The 15,839-nt window shown below is 74.5% G+C and carries 14 protein-coding genes and 1 tRNA gene; 13 read left to right on the top strand and 2 right to left on the bottom strand.

The features are described from left to right. Positions 1-17: 17 nt before the first annotated feature. The 9 genes from galU to ACIRD3_RS29580 all read left to right on the top strand — a co-directional run bounded on the left by galU (position 18) and on the right by ACIRD3_RS29580 (position 8,586). Complete coding sequence (galU, locus tag ACIRD3_RS29620; RefSeq protein ID WP_402222753.1) at positions 18-938, top strand: UTP--glucose-1-phosphate uridylyltransferase GalU; 921 nt, start codon at positions 18-20, stop codon at positions 936-938. Positions 939-960: 22 nt separating this feature from the next. Beyond that, positions 961-2,298, top strand: a complete 1,338-nt coding sequence (gene glp, locus ACIRD3_RS29615; RefSeq protein ID WP_402222752.1) for a gephyrin-like molybdotransferase Glp — start codon at positions 961-963, stop codon at positions 2,296-2,298. Between the two features lie 126 nt (positions 2,299-2,424). Further along, positions 2,425-2,865 carry a cyclic pyranopterin monophosphate synthase MoaC gene (gene moaC, locus ACIRD3_RS29610; RefSeq protein WP_402222805.1) on the top strand — a complete coding sequence of 147 codons (441 nt, stop codon included), beginning with the start codon at positions 2,425-2,427 and terminating at the stop codon, positions 2,863-2,865. 34 nt (positions 2,866-2,899) lie between these two features. Beyond that, on the top strand, positions 2,900-3,418 hold the full coding sequence (locus ACIRD3_RS29605) for a molybdenum cofactor biosynthesis protein B (protein ID WP_402222750.1): 519 nt from the start codon (positions 2,900-2,902) through the stop codon (positions 3,416-3,418). A gap of 38 nt (positions 3,419-3,456) precedes the next feature. Next, positions 3,457-4,041 (top strand): GNAT family N-acetyltransferase, encoded by a 585-nt coding sequence (locus ACIRD3_RS29600; RefSeq protein ID WP_402222748.1) that lies wholly within the window; start codon positions 3,457-3,459, stop codon positions 4,039-4,041. Between the two features lie 150 nt (positions 4,042-4,191). After that, positions 4,192-5,196, top strand: a complete 1,005-nt coding sequence (locus tag ACIRD3_RS29595) for a hypothetical protein (protein ID WP_402222746.1) — start codon at positions 4,192-4,194, stop codon at positions 5,194-5,196. Positions 5,197-5,278: 82 nt separating this feature from the next. Beyond that, a tRNA-Ala gene (locus ACIRD3_RS29590) sits at positions 5,279-5,352 on the top strand. 360 nt (positions 5,353-5,712) lie between these two features. Continuing rightward, positions 5,713-6,906, top strand: a complete 1,194-nt coding sequence (locus ACIRD3_RS29585) for a glycosyltransferase 87 family protein (protein WP_402222745.1) — start codon at positions 5,713-5,715, stop codon at positions 6,904-6,906. Positions 6,907-6,966: 60 nt separating this feature from the next. Next, positions 6,967-8,586, top strand: coding sequence for a DUF2079 domain-containing protein (locus ACIRD3_RS29580; RefSeq protein WP_402222743.1), 1,620 nt, complete (start codon positions 6,967-6,969; stop codon positions 8,584-8,586). A gap of 88 nt (positions 8,587-8,674) precedes the next feature. On the opposite strand, the gene ACIRD3_RS29575 is transcribed toward ACIRD3_RS29580, so the two are convergent. Together ACIRD3_RS29575 and ACIRD3_RS29570 are read right to left on the bottom strand one after the other, a co-directional pair. Further along, on the bottom strand, positions 8,675-9,538 hold the full coding sequence (locus ACIRD3_RS29575; RefSeq protein ID WP_402222741.1) for a peptidase: 864 nt from the start codon (positions 9,536-9,538) through the stop codon (positions 8,675-8,677). A 2-nt stretch (positions 9,539-9,540) separates the two neighbouring features. Continuing rightward, positions 9,541-10,869, bottom strand: coding sequence for a VWA domain-containing protein (locus tag ACIRD3_RS29570; RefSeq protein ID WP_402222738.1), 1,329 nt, complete (start codon positions 10,867-10,869; stop codon positions 9,541-9,543). Positions 10,870-11,032: 163 nt separating this feature from the next. Here ACIRD3_RS29570 and ACIRD3_RS29565 point away from each other — a divergent pair, with 163 nt between their 5' ends. From ACIRD3_RS29565 to ACIRD3_RS29550, 4 genes are all read left to right on the top strand, one after another. Next, on the top strand, positions 11,033-11,890 hold the full coding sequence (locus ACIRD3_RS29565; protein ID WP_402222736.1) for an ATP-binding cassette domain-containing protein: 858 nt from the start codon (positions 11,033-11,035) through the stop codon (positions 11,888-11,890). Then, entirely contained in the window at positions 11,887-12,573 is a 687-nt protein-coding gene (locus tag ACIRD3_RS29560) for an ABC transporter (RefSeq protein WP_402222734.1), read from the top strand. The genes ACIRD3_RS29565 and ACIRD3_RS29560 overlap by 4 nt, the downstream gene beginning before the upstream one ends. A gap of 256 nt (positions 12,574-12,829) precedes the next feature. Continuing rightward, positions 12,830-14,164 (top strand): FtsW/RodA/SpoVE family cell cycle protein, encoded by a 1,335-nt coding sequence (locus tag ACIRD3_RS29555; RefSeq protein WP_402222732.1) that lies wholly within the window; start codon positions 12,830-12,832, stop codon positions 14,162-14,164. Further along, positions 14,164-15,672, top strand: coding sequence for a penicillin-binding transpeptidase domain-containing protein (locus tag ACIRD3_RS29550; protein WP_402222730.1), 1,509 nt, complete (start codon positions 14,164-14,166; stop codon positions 15,670-15,672). The genes ACIRD3_RS29555 and ACIRD3_RS29550 overlap by 1 nt, the downstream gene beginning before the upstream one ends. Positions 15,673-15,839 lie beyond the last annotated feature (167 nt).

Genomic DNA, 15,839 nt, shown 5'->3' with positions numbered 1-15,839 from the left:
CTGAGTAAGGTAAACGCATGACGACGACCAACTCCCGAGTTCCGGTAACCAAGGCCGTGGTACCCGCGGCCGGACTGGGCACCCGCTTCCTCCCGGCGACCAAGGCCACCCCGAAGGAGATGCTGCCCGTCGTCGACAAGCCGGCCATCCAGTACGTCGTCGAGGAGGCCTCCGCCGCGGGCCTGTCCGACATACTGATGGTCACCGGCCGTAACAAGCGCGCGCTGGAGGACCACTTCGACCGCGCCTACGAGCTGGAGGAGCTGCTGGCGCGCAAGGGCGACGAGCAGCGCCTGGCCCGGGTCCGGGAGTCCGTCGAGCTGGCCAACATGCACTACGTCCGCCAGGGCGACCCGAAGGGCCTCGGCCACGCCGTCTCGGTCGCCGAGCAGCACGTCGCCGGCCAGCCCTTCGCCGTCCTGCTCGGCGACGACCTGATCGACCCGCGCGACCCGCTGCTCTCCCGGATGATCGAGGTGCAGCAGGAGCTCGGCGGCTCGGTCGTCGCCCTCATGGAGGTCGACCCCTCCCAGATCCACCTCTACGGCTGCGCCGCCGTCAAGGCGAACGGCTTCGGCGAGGACGTCTTCCAGGTGACCGACCTGGTCGAGAAGCCCGAGCCCGGCGAGGCCCCCTCGAACTACGCGGTCATCGGCCGCTACGTCCTCGACCCGCTGGTCTTCGACGTGCTGCGCGAGACCCCGCCCGGCCGCGGCGGCGAGATCCAGCTCACCGACGCCCTGCGCGAGCTCACCACCCGCGAGCCGGCCGACGGCGGCCAGGTGCACGGCGTGCTCTTCAAGGGCCGCCGCTACGACACCGGCGACCGCGCCGACTACCTGCGCGCTATCGTCCGTCTGGCCGCCGAGCGCGATGACCTGGGCCCGGAGTTCCGCTCCTGGCTGCGGGAGTTCGTCGGCTCCGAGATGCAGGACTGACACGACAGAGAGCGAGCCGCCGATGACCGGGTCCACCGAGCACAGCACCACGCCCGCAGCCTGCTGCGACGACGGAGCGGACCCGGCACCGGCGGCCCCACGCCTCTGGACGGTGGACGAGCACCTCGCCGATGTGCTCGCCGCCGTCGGCCCGCTGCCCGCCATCGAGCTCGGACTGCTCGACGCCCAGGGCTGTCGGCTCGACGAGGACGTCACCGCCGACGGCGACCTGCCGCCCTTCGACAACAGCTCGATGGACGGCTACGCGGTCCGCACCGCCGACACCGAGGGCGCCACCGACGCCTACCCGTCGGTGCTCCCGGTGGTCGGCGACATCGCCGCCGGCGCCGGCGAACTGCCCAAGGTCGGCCCCGGCCAGGCCGCCCGGATCATGACCGGCGCCCCCCTCCCGCCCGGCGCGACCGCCGTCGCCCCGGTCGAGTGGACCGACGGCGGCACCGGCACCGGGGTGGCCGCCGCCGCGATGACCGCGCCCGTCCCGGACGAGGAGGTCCGCGTCCTGCGCCCGGTCGCCGACGGCGCGCACATCCGCCGCCGCGGCAGCGACGTCGCGGCCGGCGCCACGGTCCTGGAGGCCGGCACCCGGCTCGGCCCCACCCAGCTCGGCCTGCTCGCCGCGATCGGCCGGGCCACCGTGAAGGTCCGCCCGCGTCCGCGGGTCGTGGTGCTCTCCACCGGCAGCGAGCTGGTCCAGCCCGGTGAACCGGTCGGGCCCGGCCAGATCGCCGACTCCAACAGCTTCACCCTCACCGCCGCCGCCCAGGAGGCCGGCGCCATCGCCTTCCGGGTCGGCGCCGTCCCGGACGACGCCGACCGGCTGCGCGCCGTCCTGGAGGACCAGCTCGGCCGGGCCGACCTGATCGTCACCAGCGGCGGGGTCAGCGTCGGCGCGTACGACGTGGTCAAGGAGGTCTTCGAGAGCTACGGCGGGGTCGACTTCCGCAAGCTGCGGATGCAGCCCGGCAAGCCGCAGGGCTTCGGCCGGATCGGCGGCGCGGCCGGAGTGCCGCTGCTCGCCCTGCCCGGCAACCCGGTGAGCGCCTACATCTCCTTCGAGCTCTTCGTCCGCCCGGTCATCCGCACCATGCTCGGCGCCGCCGACGTGCACCGCCCGGTCGTCCGCGCGCTCTGCCCGGACGCCCTGCGCTCCCCGGCCGGCCGCCGGCAGTTCCTCCGCGGCCGCCACTCGGCGGCGGACGGCACGGTCCGGCCGGTCGGCGGCGCGGAGTCGCACCTGGTCGGCGCGCTGGCCCGGGCCGATTGCCTGATCGTCGTCCCGGAGGACGTCACCGAACTGCCCGCCGGCAGCGAGGTCGACGTGGTGTTGCTGGACTCCTGAGCCCGGCGCGCCGGGGGAGTTGTACGGTAGCGCGGTACTTCGACCTGCGCGCCCCTGGAGCCACCCGTGACGACACCTCCCCCCGGCGACCGCCTCACCCACGTCGACGACCAGGGCGCGGCCCGGATGGTCGACGTCTCCGAGAAGGCCACCACCGCGCGCACCGCCGTCGCGGCCGGGCGGGTGAGGGTCTCCCCGAAGGTGGTCGAGCTGCTGCGCGGCGAGGGCGTGCCCAAGGGCGACGCCCTCGCGGTGGCCCGGATCGCCGGGATCATGGGCGCCAAGAAGACCCCCGACCTGGTCCCGCTCTGCCACCCGATCGCCGTCTCCGGCGTCAAGGTCGACCTCACCGTCGCGGACGACGCGGTGGAGATCACCGCCACCGTGAAGACCGCCGACCGCACCGGCGTCGAGATGGAGGCGCTGACCGCCGTCGCGGTGGCCGGGCTGACCGTGATCGACATGGTCAAGGCCGTGGACAAGGGCGCCGCCATCGAGTCCGTCCGGGTGCTCAGCAAGACCGGCGGCAAGAGCGGCGACTGGTTCGCGCCGGAGGCCGGCGCATGAGCGAGCGCAACGAGTTCACCGTCGAGGTGGGCGCATGAGGGCGCTCGCCGTGACCGTCTCCAACCGGGCCTCGGCCGGGGTCTACGAGGACAAGGGCGGCCCGCTGCTGGTGGCCGGCCTGACCGCGATGGGCTTCACCGCCGACGGCCCCCGGGTCGTCCCGGACGGCGAGCCGGTGGAGGCCGCGCTGCGCGAGGCCGTCGCGGCCGGCTACGACGTCGTGCTGACCACCGGCGGCACCGGCATCTCGCCGATGGACCTCACCCCCGAGATGACCGCCCGGGTGATCGACCGGCAGATCCCCGGCATCGCCGAGGCCATCCGTGCGTACGGCCGGGAGAAGGTGCCCACCTCGGCGCTCTCCCGCGGGCTCGCCGGGCTCGCCGGACGTACCCTGATCGTCAACCTGCCGGGCTCGACCGGCGGCGTCAAGGACGGCCTGGCCGTCCTGGAGCCGCTGCTCGCCCATGCCGTCGACCAGCTCGGCGGCGGGGACCACCCCCGGCCCGACGCCCCGGCCCCCGGGGCTCCAGCATCCAGGAGACGGCACTGAACGCCGGCTGGCCGGTAGAACTCCACGAGGGGGAGGTCGTGCTGCGCCCGATCCGGGCCCGCGACCAGCGCGAGTGGCAGGAGGTGAGCCGCCGCAACCGGGACTGGCTGCGGCGGTGGGAGGCCACCGTGCCGCCCGGCCCGGCCGGCCAGGTCGCCGGGCCCCGGCCGACGTACCGGCAGATGGTCCGGTTCCTGCGGGGCGAGGCCTCGGCGGGCCGGATGCTCCCCTTCGTCGTGCTCTACAAGGGCCAGCTGGTGGGCCAGTTGACCGTCGGCGGGATCACCTGGGGCTCGATGTGCTCGGCGAACATCGGGTACTGGGTCGACGAGGCGGTGGCCGGCCGGGGCATCATCCCGACCGCCGTGGCGCTTTCGGTGAACTACTGCTTCCGCACCCTCGGACTGCACCGGATCGAGGTCTGCATCCGCCCGGAGAACACCCCGAGCCGCCGCGTGGTGGAAAAGCTCGGCTTCCGCTCGGAGGGAATCCGCCCGCGCTATCTCCACATCGACGGAGACTGGCGCGACCACCTGGTCTACGCGCTGACCGACGAGGAGGTTCCGGAGGGGATGCTGGAGCGTTGGCGGGCGCTCAGTTCCGGTCGCGAAGCCAGTAATTGAATATATGTTCGAAAGAAATATCGATATGGCATCGGCCCGATGGCGGACCGTCACAAACACCGGCAAAATAGTCAGAGAATCAGCTTGATCACACGACACGCCGCGCCAAATTGCTGCCAGGCCTTCCCCGGCGCCCGTACGGTGTGAATCGTGAGCAGTAGCGGCCTTATCTACGCCGTCATCGTAGGGGCCTGGGCCGCCTATCTGGTGCCGATGTGGCTCCGCAGGCAGGACGAACTCAACGAGGCGCGCCCGACGGAACGCTTCAGCACCGCCATCCGCCTGCTGGCCGGGCGTTCGGCGCTGGAGCGGCGGGCAGCCCGGGCCCTGGGCGACGAACCGCGTGACGACGAGCACAGCAACGACGGCCCTCCCGGGCGGGACGGGGCCGCCTCCGGCGACCCCGCGGAGCGGGAGCCCGAACCCCCGGCGGAGCGCCCGGTCGAACGGCCCGCCCCGGTGTCGCCGGGCGGAGCCGAGCGCCGGGCGCGGCTGCTGGCCCGCCGGCGCCGGATGGTCACCGCCCTCTTCCTCTCCTTCGCGCTCGGCGCGGTGGTCGCGGCGGTGGCCGGACTGGCCTTCCTCTGGGTCCCGGCCGTCCCGGCGGTCCTCCTCACCCTGTACATCGGCCACCTGCGCAAGCTGGAGCGCCAGCGGTACGAGGTGAAGCTCGACCGCGTCCGGGCCGCCCAGGCGGCCGAACGGCTGCGCAAGCGCGAGCAGCAGCGGGCCGAGGCCCCGGTGGCCGACGCCGCCCCGGCCGAGGCGCCCGGCGCGGCGGAGCAGGCCCCGGCCGCGCCCGCCGACGGGCGGGCCGAGCGCCGCCCGCACCTGCGGCTGGCGGCCGACCCCGAGGAGGCCACCGTCGCGGTCGCCTCCGCCTCCGCGGTGGCCGAGGCGACCGAGCACGAGGAGTGGGTCGACGGCATGCGCGAGCGCGGCGCGGCAGGTCCGGACTCCTGGGAGCCGGTGCCCGTCCCGCTGCCGACCTACGTGACCGCGCCGGTCGCGCCCCGGGTCTCCCGCGGCCTCGACCTGTCGGCCCCCGGCACCTGGACCGCGGGCCGCCCCGCGGAGTCCCGCAGCACCCCCCTGTTCGACCAGTACGCCGAGCCGCAGGCCCCCGAGGTCCGCCCCCGCGCGGCCAACGAATGACCCGGGCCACCCCCCGGCCGGCACCGCGCCCCGGGGGGTGGTCACGGACCCCCTCCGAAAGGTGCTAGAGTTTCTTCTCGTTGGGGCTGTGGCGCAGTCCGGTAGCGCACCTCGTTCGCATCGAGGGGGTCAGGGGTTCGAATCCCCTCAGCTCCACCCAACGGATCGGCTCCGGCCGGTCCACCGAATCCCGCCGGGAGGCAACTCCCGGCGGGATTTCGCGTTTTGTGACACCGGGTCGGCTCCGGGCCCGCCCCGGAGGGTGCTGTGGGCGGGATCACAACACCGGACGCGCGAGGTTTCTGACGCCGTTTGGGCTTCAGGGGTCTCGGTTATGGTGGGTGGGCCCAGACGCTGACGAGGGAACGATCTGGTCTATCTCAACGGGGTGCCATCGCGGTGCGCGAGTTCGGTCTGACACGGTGGGCGCGGCAGGCGGGCCCGGAAGAGCCGGGCGGCACCCCGACAACCGGAAGATCGAATTCCTGGACCCTCGCGGCGGCCTGCGTCGCGGCCGTGTCACTGGCGGTGTTCGCCTTCTTCCGGCACACCCACGCCGCCACCATGGTCGACATGCTGGTCTACCGGGCCGAGGGCCAGGCCGTCGTCCGCGGCGAGGACCTGTACGCGATGCGGCTGCCCGGCTGGGACCTGCCGGCCACCTACCCGCCGTTCGCCGCGATGCTCTTCGTGCCGAGCACCTGGTTCGACGTGAGCACCCTGCGCGTCCTGGTGATGCTCCTCAACTACGGGCTGCTCGCCCTGGCCGTGCACCTCTCGCTGAAGCTGGCCGGCTGGTCGAAGCAGCACCGGCCGGCCGTGGTGATCCTGGCGACCGGCCTGGGCATCTGGCTGGAGCCGGTCTTCACCACCTTCCAGTACGGCCAGGTCAACCTCGGCATCCTCTGCCTGGTCCTGTGGGACCTGACCCGCCCGGACCGCCACCGGTTCAAGGGCGTGGGCATCGGCCTGGCCACCGCCATCAAGATCACCCCGGGCCTGTTCGCGGTCTACCTGTTCCTGACCGGACGGGTCCGCGCCGCGCTGGTCTCGGCCGGCACCTTCCTGGCGGCGGGCCTGATCGGCTGGGCCCTGCTGCCGGACGCCTCGTACGGCTTCTGGACGACCTACCTGTGGGACCCGAGCCGGGTCGGCGTGACCGTCCTGGTGGACAACCAGTCGCTGCGCGGCGCCGTCTGCCGGCTGCTCGACGTCAACGACCCGGGCCCGGTCGGGCTGGTCGCGTCCGCGCTGGTGGGCGCCTTCGGGCTCGGCGTGGCGGTGCTGGCCGGTCGCTCCGCGCGGGTGCTGCGCCGGGCCGACGCGTGGGGCGGGGTCTGCGCCGCGTTCACCGCGCTGCTGGTCTCGCCGATCAGCTGGACCCACCACTGGGTGTGGTGCGTCCCGCTCATCGCCCTGCTGGTGGTCGAGGCCCGCACCAGGGCGCGACAGGTGCTCCTGGGCGTGACCCTGCTGGTCTTCCTCTCCCACGTCATGTGGACGGTGCCGCACCGGTGGGGGCGCGGGGTGGCCTGGTACTGGCAGCTGCCCGGGGCGATCTACCCGCCGATCGGGATCGCCGTCCTGGTCGTGCTGGGGGTGCGGCTGTACCGCGCCCGGCGGCAGGCCGTGGACGGGACCGGCGGCGGGGCCTGGGCGCTCCTGGCCGCCAAGCTCGACCGCGACCCCGCGCTGACCCACCGGACCTGACGGCCGGACCCGAGCCACCCGACCGACCCGACGGACCCAGACCGGACGGATCAGACTGACGTGACCACCCAGACCGCCCCCTCGCCGCCGCCCGCCGCCGCACCCGCCGTCCGCAGCGCCGCCGCGGCCCTGCTGGTCGGCCCGGCCCGGCGCACCGCGCTGCTCACCGCGCTCTGCTTCGCGGTGATGTGCGCCATCGGCCTGCAGGGCTGGACGTCGGTGTCGCTCGGCGGCTTCGACCTCGGCATCTTCGACCAGGGCGTGCGCGGCTACGCCCACTTCGGGCTGCCCGTCTCCTCGCTGAAGAGCTACCACCACGAGTTCCCGCCCGGCTTCTCGCTGCTGGGCGACCACTTCTCGCCGGTCCTGGCGCTGCTCGCGCCGCTCTACTGGATCTGGGACGACCCGCGCTCGCTGATCATCGGACAGTCGCTGCTGTTCGCGGCCGGGGTGCCGCTGGTCCGGCGGATCGCCGCGCACGCCTTCGCCGCCGCCCGGCCGCGCACCGCCCGCCGGGCCGCCGACCTGGCCGGGCTGGTGTACGCGCTCGGCTGGCCGCTGCTGGTCGCCGCCCGGGTCGGGTTCCACGAGGTCGCGTTCGCGGTGCCGCTGACCCTGCTGATGCTGGAGCGCGGCCTGGCCCGCCGGTACGGAACGGTGGTGCTCGCCGCCGTCCTGCTGTGCTGCACCAAGGAGGACCTCGGCCTGATGGTCGGGGCGTACGGGCTGGTGCTGCTGCTGCGCACCCGTCGCACCGGGGACCGCGCCGGGCGGTTCACCGGCCTCGGGCTGCTGCTGGGCGGGCCGGTGGCCTCGGCGGTGGCCATCACCTGGCTGATCCCCGCGATGGGCGGGGAGCCGGGCTACTACTGGAACTACGCGGCGCTCGGCACGGACGGCGGGGACGCCCTGCGCCACCTGCTGCACGACCCGTCCCTGCTGCTGCGGACGGCGTTCGACCAGCCGCTCAAGCCGCTGCTGCTGCTCTGGCTGTTCGGCACGGCGCTGCTGCTGCCGCTGCGCTCGGCCACCGTGCTGTGCGCCGCGCCGCTGCTGGCCGAGCGGATCCTGTCCAGCAACCCCAACCACTGGTCGATCGCCCGGCACTACGACTCGCTGCTCTGGCCGGTCCTGCTGACCGCCGCGATCGAGGTGCTGGGGCGGATGAGCGCGGCCGAGCGGCCGGCGGCGACCCGCCGGCGGGCGCGCCAGCTGGGCCTCGGCGCGGCCGGCGTCGCGCTGGTGGCCGCCGTACCGATCGGACTGCTGCAGCTCGCGGTGCCGTCCTCCTGGGAGGCCAAGCCGAGCGAGGCCGCGCTGGTGCGGGCGGCCTCGCTGATCCCGGACGGGGCCTCGGTGGAGGCGGACAACCAGATCGCGCCGCGGCTGACCGCCCGGACGGACGTGGTGCTGGTGGACGGCACGCCGCGCGGGCGCGAGTACGTGCTCACCCGGTCGAACAAGCGGTCCTTCCCGTTCGCCGCGGACACCGAGCAGGCCGCGCGGATCGACCTGCTGCTGGCGCACGGGTACCGGCAGCTGTGGGCGGAGGACGGCGTGGTGCTGCTGCACCGGGAGGGCACCGAGCCGGTCCCCGGCGAGCACGTGCCGGGGCCGGACAGCAAGCCCGTCCAGGACGTGGTGCCGTCCGACGTGGGGCACAACCTCTTCCGCGGCTGACGCCCGCGGCGGGGCCGGACACGGCCGAGGGCCGGCCGGAGATCATCTCCGGCCGGCCCTCGGCCTGTGCGGGGGCGGTCGGCGCCGGTCAGGGGCGGTCGGCGTAGGAGCCGCTCTGGTGGCTGCCCTGCGGCGGGACGGCGCCGTAGCGGCCGGGCCGCCGGCCGTGCGGGTGCCGGGTCAGGTTGTAGCCGACGACACCCGCCAGGGCGGCCAGGAAGCCGCCGCCGATCGTCCAGTACCAGCGGCTGTTCCAGCCGGAGAACCAGCCGGTGTACCAGTGCTTCTCCTCCGCCACCGGGGCGGCCGCCTTGGCGGTGCTCGCGCCGCCGCCGGCCGGCGGGACCAACGGGGCCTTCAGCTCGCCGCCCTCCGGCTGGGCGTTGTCGGAGTCGCCCTTGGCGGCCACGTGCAGCTGGACGGAGGCGGCGAGGCCGAGGTCCGGCTGCGGCACGTCGGTGACCGACAGCCGCACGTAGTAGGTGCCGGGCAGCGGGTCGCCGGACCACGGCTCGGCCCAGGTGCGGACCTCGCGCAGGGTGCAGTCGAGCGTCAGGGAGCCGACGTTCTGGTCACCGGTGGCGTTCTGGGTGCCGGCCGTGCAGGACTGGCGGCGGCGCAGGCCGTCGAAGACCTCGACGGACCAGGTCTGCGGGCCGTGCCGGTCGGTCGCGGGGGCCAGGTTCACGCTCAGCTTGACCGTCGGGGTCTGGCCCTCGGAGGCGCCGAACGCCCAGTACAGGTAGTCGCCGGTGGAGGCGGCGACCTTGGCGTCCTGGCCGGGGGAGAGGTTGACCGCGGTCAGGAAGGAGGTGCCGGCCTTGGTGGCCGGGGCCGGAGCGCCGCTCGCGGTGGCGGAGGGGGACGGCGCGGCCGAGGCGGCCGGGGCCCCCAGGGCGAGGGCGGGCAGCAGGGCGAGGGCGGCGAGGGCGCCGCGGATCGTCGTACGCATGGTCAGTTCTCCCGCCAGACGGAGATCCGCCAACGCGCGATCCAGCCGAACAGCAGGCCGAAGACCAGGCCCGCCAGGGTGAGGGTGAGCAGCAGGATCCAGCCGCGGCCGAGGCCCATCGCCGCGCCCTCGGGGGCGGGCGAGGAGGAGGCCAGGTCCACGGTCAGCTCCAGCGGCAGGCCGGGGTCGGCCTGGACGCCGGCCTGCGGGGCCAGCGAGTTGCTGACGATCAGGCAGACGGTGGTCTCCGGCTTCTCCTTGGAGTCCTTGGAGGAGGTCGGGCTCGCCGTGACGTAGCCCTTGGAGTCGTCGGTGGACCAGCGCAGGCCGGTGGAGATCACGTCGGTGCGGCCGCCCCCGGCGTCGGTGCCGCGGACCAGCTCCTGGCCGGTGGCACTGGTGGCCTGCAGCAGCACGCCGTAGTCCCGGGCCACCGGGCGGTCGAGGCCGACGCTGACCGAGGCGCGCAGCTCCTGGCCGGCCTTGACCGGGACCTTGTAGACGCGGTGCTCGGAGAACTTCTCGCGGTCGGTGTAGACGCCCGGGGCGAGCACCGGGGCGTTCTCGCACTTGTCGGTGCCGGCGGTCTTGACCGGGGTGACCGTGTAGGTGTCGTTGGAGCGGTCGACCAGCTGCTTCACCTTGTCGGTGAGCTGCTCCTGGGTGCGGACGTCGGTGTAGGTGCCGCCGGTCGCGTTGGCGATGCAGAGCAGCTGCTGGCGGGTCTTGTCGTCGTGCGCCAGGCCGAGGGTGTCGACCACCAGGTGGATGCCCTGGGCGGCGAGCTCGCGGGCCACGTCGCAGGGGTCCGGCGGGGCGCAGGAGTCCTCGCCGTCGGTGATCAGCACCACGCGGCGGGTGGTCTCGCCCTTGCCGAGGTCCTGGGCGGCGCCGCGCAGGGCCAGGCCGATCGGGGTCCACCCGGTGGGCCGCAGGGTGGCGACGGCGGTCTTGGCCTCGACCTTGTTGGTCTTGCCGACCGGGAAGAGCTGCCTGGTGTCCTGGCAGCCCTGGGCCTTGTCGTCGCCGGGGTAGGTCGCGCCCAGGGTGCGGATGCCGAACTCGGTCTCCGCGGGCAGCGCGTCGATCACCTCGTTCAGCGACTGCTGCGCCACCGAGATGCGGCTCTTGCCCTGGATGTCGGTGGCCCGCATGGAGCCGCTGACGTCCAGGACGAGGTCGACCCGGGGGGCCTCCTTGGACGCCGGAGCGGCACCGGCTGATGGTTCGTCGGCGTGGGCTGGCAGGCCGAGGAGCAGCGAGGCGCCCGTTATCGCCACTGCGGCCAGCAGGCTGCCGAGCCTGGTCTGTGGTCGTCGTCCGGTAGTCACCCGGCCGATCCTAGGGATCATCAGTTCGCCATGGCGAAACGAGCCCGGATCGTACGCCGACCATCCCCGGCGTGAACTCCGGCGCGCGGGTGGGCAATCCGCGCTCACGCCGGTCTTACGCGCGGTGGATAGCCTTCGTGCCCGACGGAGGAACGGGGGCGCGGTGGAGCTGGCGGCGGTCGGGAAGCGGTACGGGTGTGGCGGGCGGTGGATCCTGCGCGGGGTCGATCTGGCCGCCGGTCCGGGGGAGTTGGTACGGATCACCGGCCCGAACGGGAGCGGCAAGTCGACGCTGCTGCGGCTGGCCGCCGGGATCGAGCGGCCGAGCACCGGCCGGGTGGTGCGGCCCGGCCCGGCGGCGTACGTGCCCGAACGCTTCCCGCCGGCGCTGCCGTTCGACGCCGCCTCGTACCTGCTGCGGGTGGGCCGGGTGCACGGGCTGTCGGCGCAGCGGGCCCGGCGGCGGGCGGGCGAGTGGCTGGACCGCTTCGGCATCGCCGACCGGGCGGGCACCCCGCTGAGCCGGCTGTCCAAGGGCACCTGCCAGAAGGTCGCGGTCGCCCAGGCGCTGCTCGCCGAGGCCCGGGTGCTGGTGCTGGACGAGGCCTGGACCGGGCTCGACCCGGAGGCCCGGGCGGTGCTGGACGAGGCGGCCGCGGAACGGGCGGCGGCGGGCGGGACGGTGCTGTTCGTCGACCACGACCCGGCCCGGCTGGCCGGGCTGACCAGCGCCGCGTACCTGGTCGGCGCGGACGGCGGGATCCGGGCCGTCGAGCACGCGGCGGCGGCGCCGGCCGAGGACGGCCCGGTGATGGAGATCGAGGTGGACGTCCCGGACGGCGCCCCGCTGCCGGACCCGCTGCCCGGCACGCCGGAGCGCACCGCCCTGGCCGGGACGGCGGTCCGGCTGGCCGTGCCGGCCGCGCACTCGGACGCGCTGCTGCGCCGGCTGCTGCTCGGCCGTCCGGCCGTCCGGGTGCTGGCGGTGCGCCGGCGCGGGGCTGCGGAGGGGGACCGGTGACCGGGCGGATCGGCCCGCTGGCGCGGTACCACGTGGAGCTGCTGCTGCGGTCGCACGCCTGGCTGCCGCCGTTCCTGGCGTACGTGCTGCTGCTGGTGGTCGGGGTGACGGCGGGCGACCCGCTGCTGGGCAGCCTCGGACTCGGCGCGGGGGCGCTGCTGCCGGTGAGCGCCTGGTACGTGCGCGGCGCGCTGGCCGCGGAGCCGCCGGCCGCGCGGGCCTGCCTGGTCGCGGCGGCGGGCCCGGCCCGGGTGCACCTGGGCGCGCTGTCGGCGGCGCTGGCGTTCTCGCTGGTGCTGGCGGTGGGTCAGGTGGCGGCGCTGTGGTGGGCCGGCGGGACGGTCGCCGACCCGGGGGCGACCGGACGGCCGGCCGTCGGGACGGCGCTGCTGGCGGGGCTGCTGACCTCGGTGGTCTGCGCGCTGCTGGGGGTGCTGGCGGGGGCGCTGGCCGGCCGGCCGGTGCTGACCGGCGGGCCGTACGGCATCCCGGTCGCGTTGACGCTGGTCGTGCTGCTGCTGGTGGTGCCGGGCTCGCCGGCCAACGCGGCGGTGAGCGGCCTGGTGGAGGCGGCCCGGACCGGCCGGGTCGCGCTGCCGTGGGGGCCGCTGCTGCTCGCCGTCGTCCTGCTGGCCGCGGGCGGGGCGGGGGTCGCGGCGCTGGCCGGGAGGCGGCCGGAGTGAGCGGCCCGTGTGGGAGGCGTACCGATTCCGTCAAGAGCGGACACACCGTACCGAAGAGCCCATATCCATGGATAGTGCTCGTTAGGGTGACGAACCGGGGTGGGGGCGCCGCCGCAACCGGAGCCCGCGCCCCGGCCTGACAGCCGCTCACGTGTCGGGGCGGACCGGCTCCCGGTCCGCCCCGACCGGCATCCCCCGGACGGCGGCACCGGGCACCCCGCGATCCCCAGGACGGTCCGTGGCGACACCCTCCGCCGTGACGAGATCCGCCGCCCGGCCGGGCCGGCCGGTACGCGCCGGGCGCACCACCGAACTCGTCCTGGTGCTGGCCGCCGTCCTGACCGCCGTGTTCGGCTACGTCGAGGTCGGCGTCGACCTGGACGGCGCGGCACCGGCCGACGCGGCCGAGTACGGCGCGGCGCTCGGCGTGCTCGCCCTGGCGGCGCACGCCTCCGTCCGGTGGCGGGCCCGGTTCGCGGACCCGCTGCTGCTGCCGATCGCGGTGCTGCTGAACGGGATCGGCCTGGTGGTGATCTACCGGCTGGACCGGGCCACCTCCGGCCGCGTCGCCGCCCCCACCCAGCTGCTCTGGTCGGCCCTGGGGGTGGCGCTGTTCATCGCGGTCGTCCTGCTGGTGCGCGACCACCGGCGGCTGCGGCGCTACGCCTACCTCGGGGCCCTGGCCGCGCTGGTCCTGCTGGTGCTGCCGATCTTCTTCCCGCCGGTGTACGGCTCGCGGATCTGGATCGTGCTCGGGCCGCTCTCCTTCCAGCCGGGGGAGTTCGCCAAGGTCCTGCTGGCGGTCTTCTTCGCCGCCTACCTGGCGGTGCACCGGGACGCGCTGGCGCTCACCGGCCGTCGGGTGTGGCGGTGGCAGCTGCCGCGCGGGCGGGTGCTCGGGCCGGTCCTGCTGATCTGGCTGGCCTTCGTCGGCGTCCTGGTGCTGGAGACCGACCTCGGCACCTCGCTGCTCTTCTTCGGCCTGTTCGTGGTGATGCTCTACGTGGCCACCGCGCGCACCGGCTGGATCGCGATCGGGCTCGTCCTGGCGGCCGTCGGGGCGGTGACGGTGGGCCGGCTCTCGCCGCACGTGCACAGCCGGGTCGCGGACTGGCTGGACCCGCTGGGCTCGATCGCGGCGGGCCGGGGCGCCAACCAGATCGCCCAGTCGCTGTTCGCCTTCGCCTGGGGCGGCGAACTGGGCACCGGTCTCGGCAACGGGCACTCGGCGCTGATCGGCTTCGCCGCCAAGTCGGACTTCATCCTCGCCACCATCGGGGAGGAGCTCGGCCTGACCGGGCTGATCGCCGTGTTCCTGCTGTACGCGGTGCTGATCTCCCGGGGCTTCCGGACCGGTATCGCGCTGCGCGACCCGTTCGGGCGGCTGCTGGCGATCGGGCTGGCCGCGATCGTCGGGCTGCAGGTGTTCGTGGTCGCGGGCGGGGTGCTGGCGCTGATCCCGCTCACCGGGATGACCATGCCGTTCATCGCCCAGGGCGGCTCCTCGGTGGTGACCAACTGGATCATCGTGGCGCTGCTGGTGCGGATGAGCGGTGTCGCGCGTCAGCCCGTCCCCCACGAGGAGGTCTGATGGCGCGCCGACCGCCGCGGGGGAACGGTCCGCAGGGGCTGCCCGGGATCTCCGTCACCGGGCGGCGCGCGGGGACCTTCTGCCTGCTGCTGGTCGCGGCGCTGTGCGTCCAGGCCACCCGGGTGCAGGTCTTCCAGGCGAAGGACCTCGACCACAACAGCGCCAACCAGCGGCTCACCATCGAGCGGTACGCCCGGCCGCGCGGCGACATCCTGGTGGGCTCCGAGCCGGTCACCGGATCGGAGCCCACCGGCGGCCGGTACGCGTACAAGCGCAGCTACACCGACGGTCCGACCTACGCGGCCGTCACCGGCTTCGCCTCCCAGGCGTACGGCAACACCCAGCTGGAGGGCATCGAGGACGACCTGCTGACCGGCACCGACGGGCGGCTGGCCGGCTGGGCGCTGTGGGACGCCGTGGCCCGCCGGCAGAACCCCGGCGGGGATGTGCACACCACGCTGCACCGCGCCGCCCAGGAGGCCGCGGTGCGCGGGCTCGGCCGCCGGCAGGGCGCGGTGGCCGCGATCGAGCCGGCCACCGGACGGATCCTGGCGCTGGCCAGCACGCCCTCGTACGACCCGGGCGGCTTCGCCGGCTACGCCGCCGCCGACCAGGAGGCCTGGAACCGGCTGCAGGCCGACCCCGACCAGCCGATGCTCAACCGGGCGCTGCGCCAGACCTACCCGCCGGGCTCGACCTTCAAGGTGGTCACCGCGGCGGCCGCGCTCGCGAACGGGGTGGTCACCGACCTCGACGCGCCGACCGGGGCGCCCTTCCCGTACGTGCTGCCCGGGACGACCACGCCGCTGGTCGACGACAGCCCGGTCTGCGACCGGCCCGGGCTGTCGCTGGACGCCGCGATGACCGCCAGCTGCAACAGCGTGCTCGGCCACCTCGGGGTGCGGACCGGGCTGGACCGGATGGTGGCGATGGCGGAGGGCTTCGGCTTCAACGACGCGAAGCTGGACAGCCCGGTGCGCGCGGCCCGGTCGAACTTCGACACCCGGATGGACGAGTCGCAGCTGGCGCTCTCCTCGATCGGGCAGTTCGACACCGCGGCCACCCCGCTGGTGATGGCGATGGTCGCGGCCGGGGTGGCGAACGACGGGACGGTGATGCGTCCACAGCTTGTGGACAAGCTGACGAGGAGCGACGGCACCACGGTGCAGCTGATGAAGCCGGAGACGTACCGCCGGGCGATGACCCCGGCGGTGGCAGCGCAGGTGCGCACGCTGATGACCGGCGTGGTGGAGAACGGGACCGGGGGCAACGCCCGGATCGGCGGGGCCGTGGTCGGCGGCAAGACCGGGACGGCCCAGCACGGGGTGGACGACAGCGGGACGCCGTACGCCTGGTTCATCGCGTGGGCCGGGCCGGCGGGCTCGGACGCGGTGCCGCCGGTGGCGGTGGCCGTGGTGGTCGCCGACAGTGACGCCACGGACGTCACGGGTGGCGCCCTGGCCGCTCCGATCGCCCGCTCGGTGATGCGGGCGGTCCTCGGCGGATGAACCACCACACGGGCTCTGAGCTGCTGCTTTAGCTGCTCGATGGCAGATGCGCCGTTTGCGAAGTGTCCGGTTTGTGCAGCGATATACGCCGTTTCGGACAATGCGTGTATCCGGACTGTTCGTTTGCGACACTGGTGCTTTCGCCAGGTACTGTCCCATCTTTGTTC

It is taken from the genome of Kitasatospora sp. NPDC093550, assembly GCF_044764985.1.
In the GTDB taxonomy this organism is placed as follows: Bacteria; Actinomycetota; Actinomycetes; order Streptomycetales; family Streptomycetaceae; genus Kitasatospora.
The sequence above is the reverse complement of the archived record's forward strand: the minus strand, read 5'-3'. Positions and strand labels throughout refer to the sequence as shown.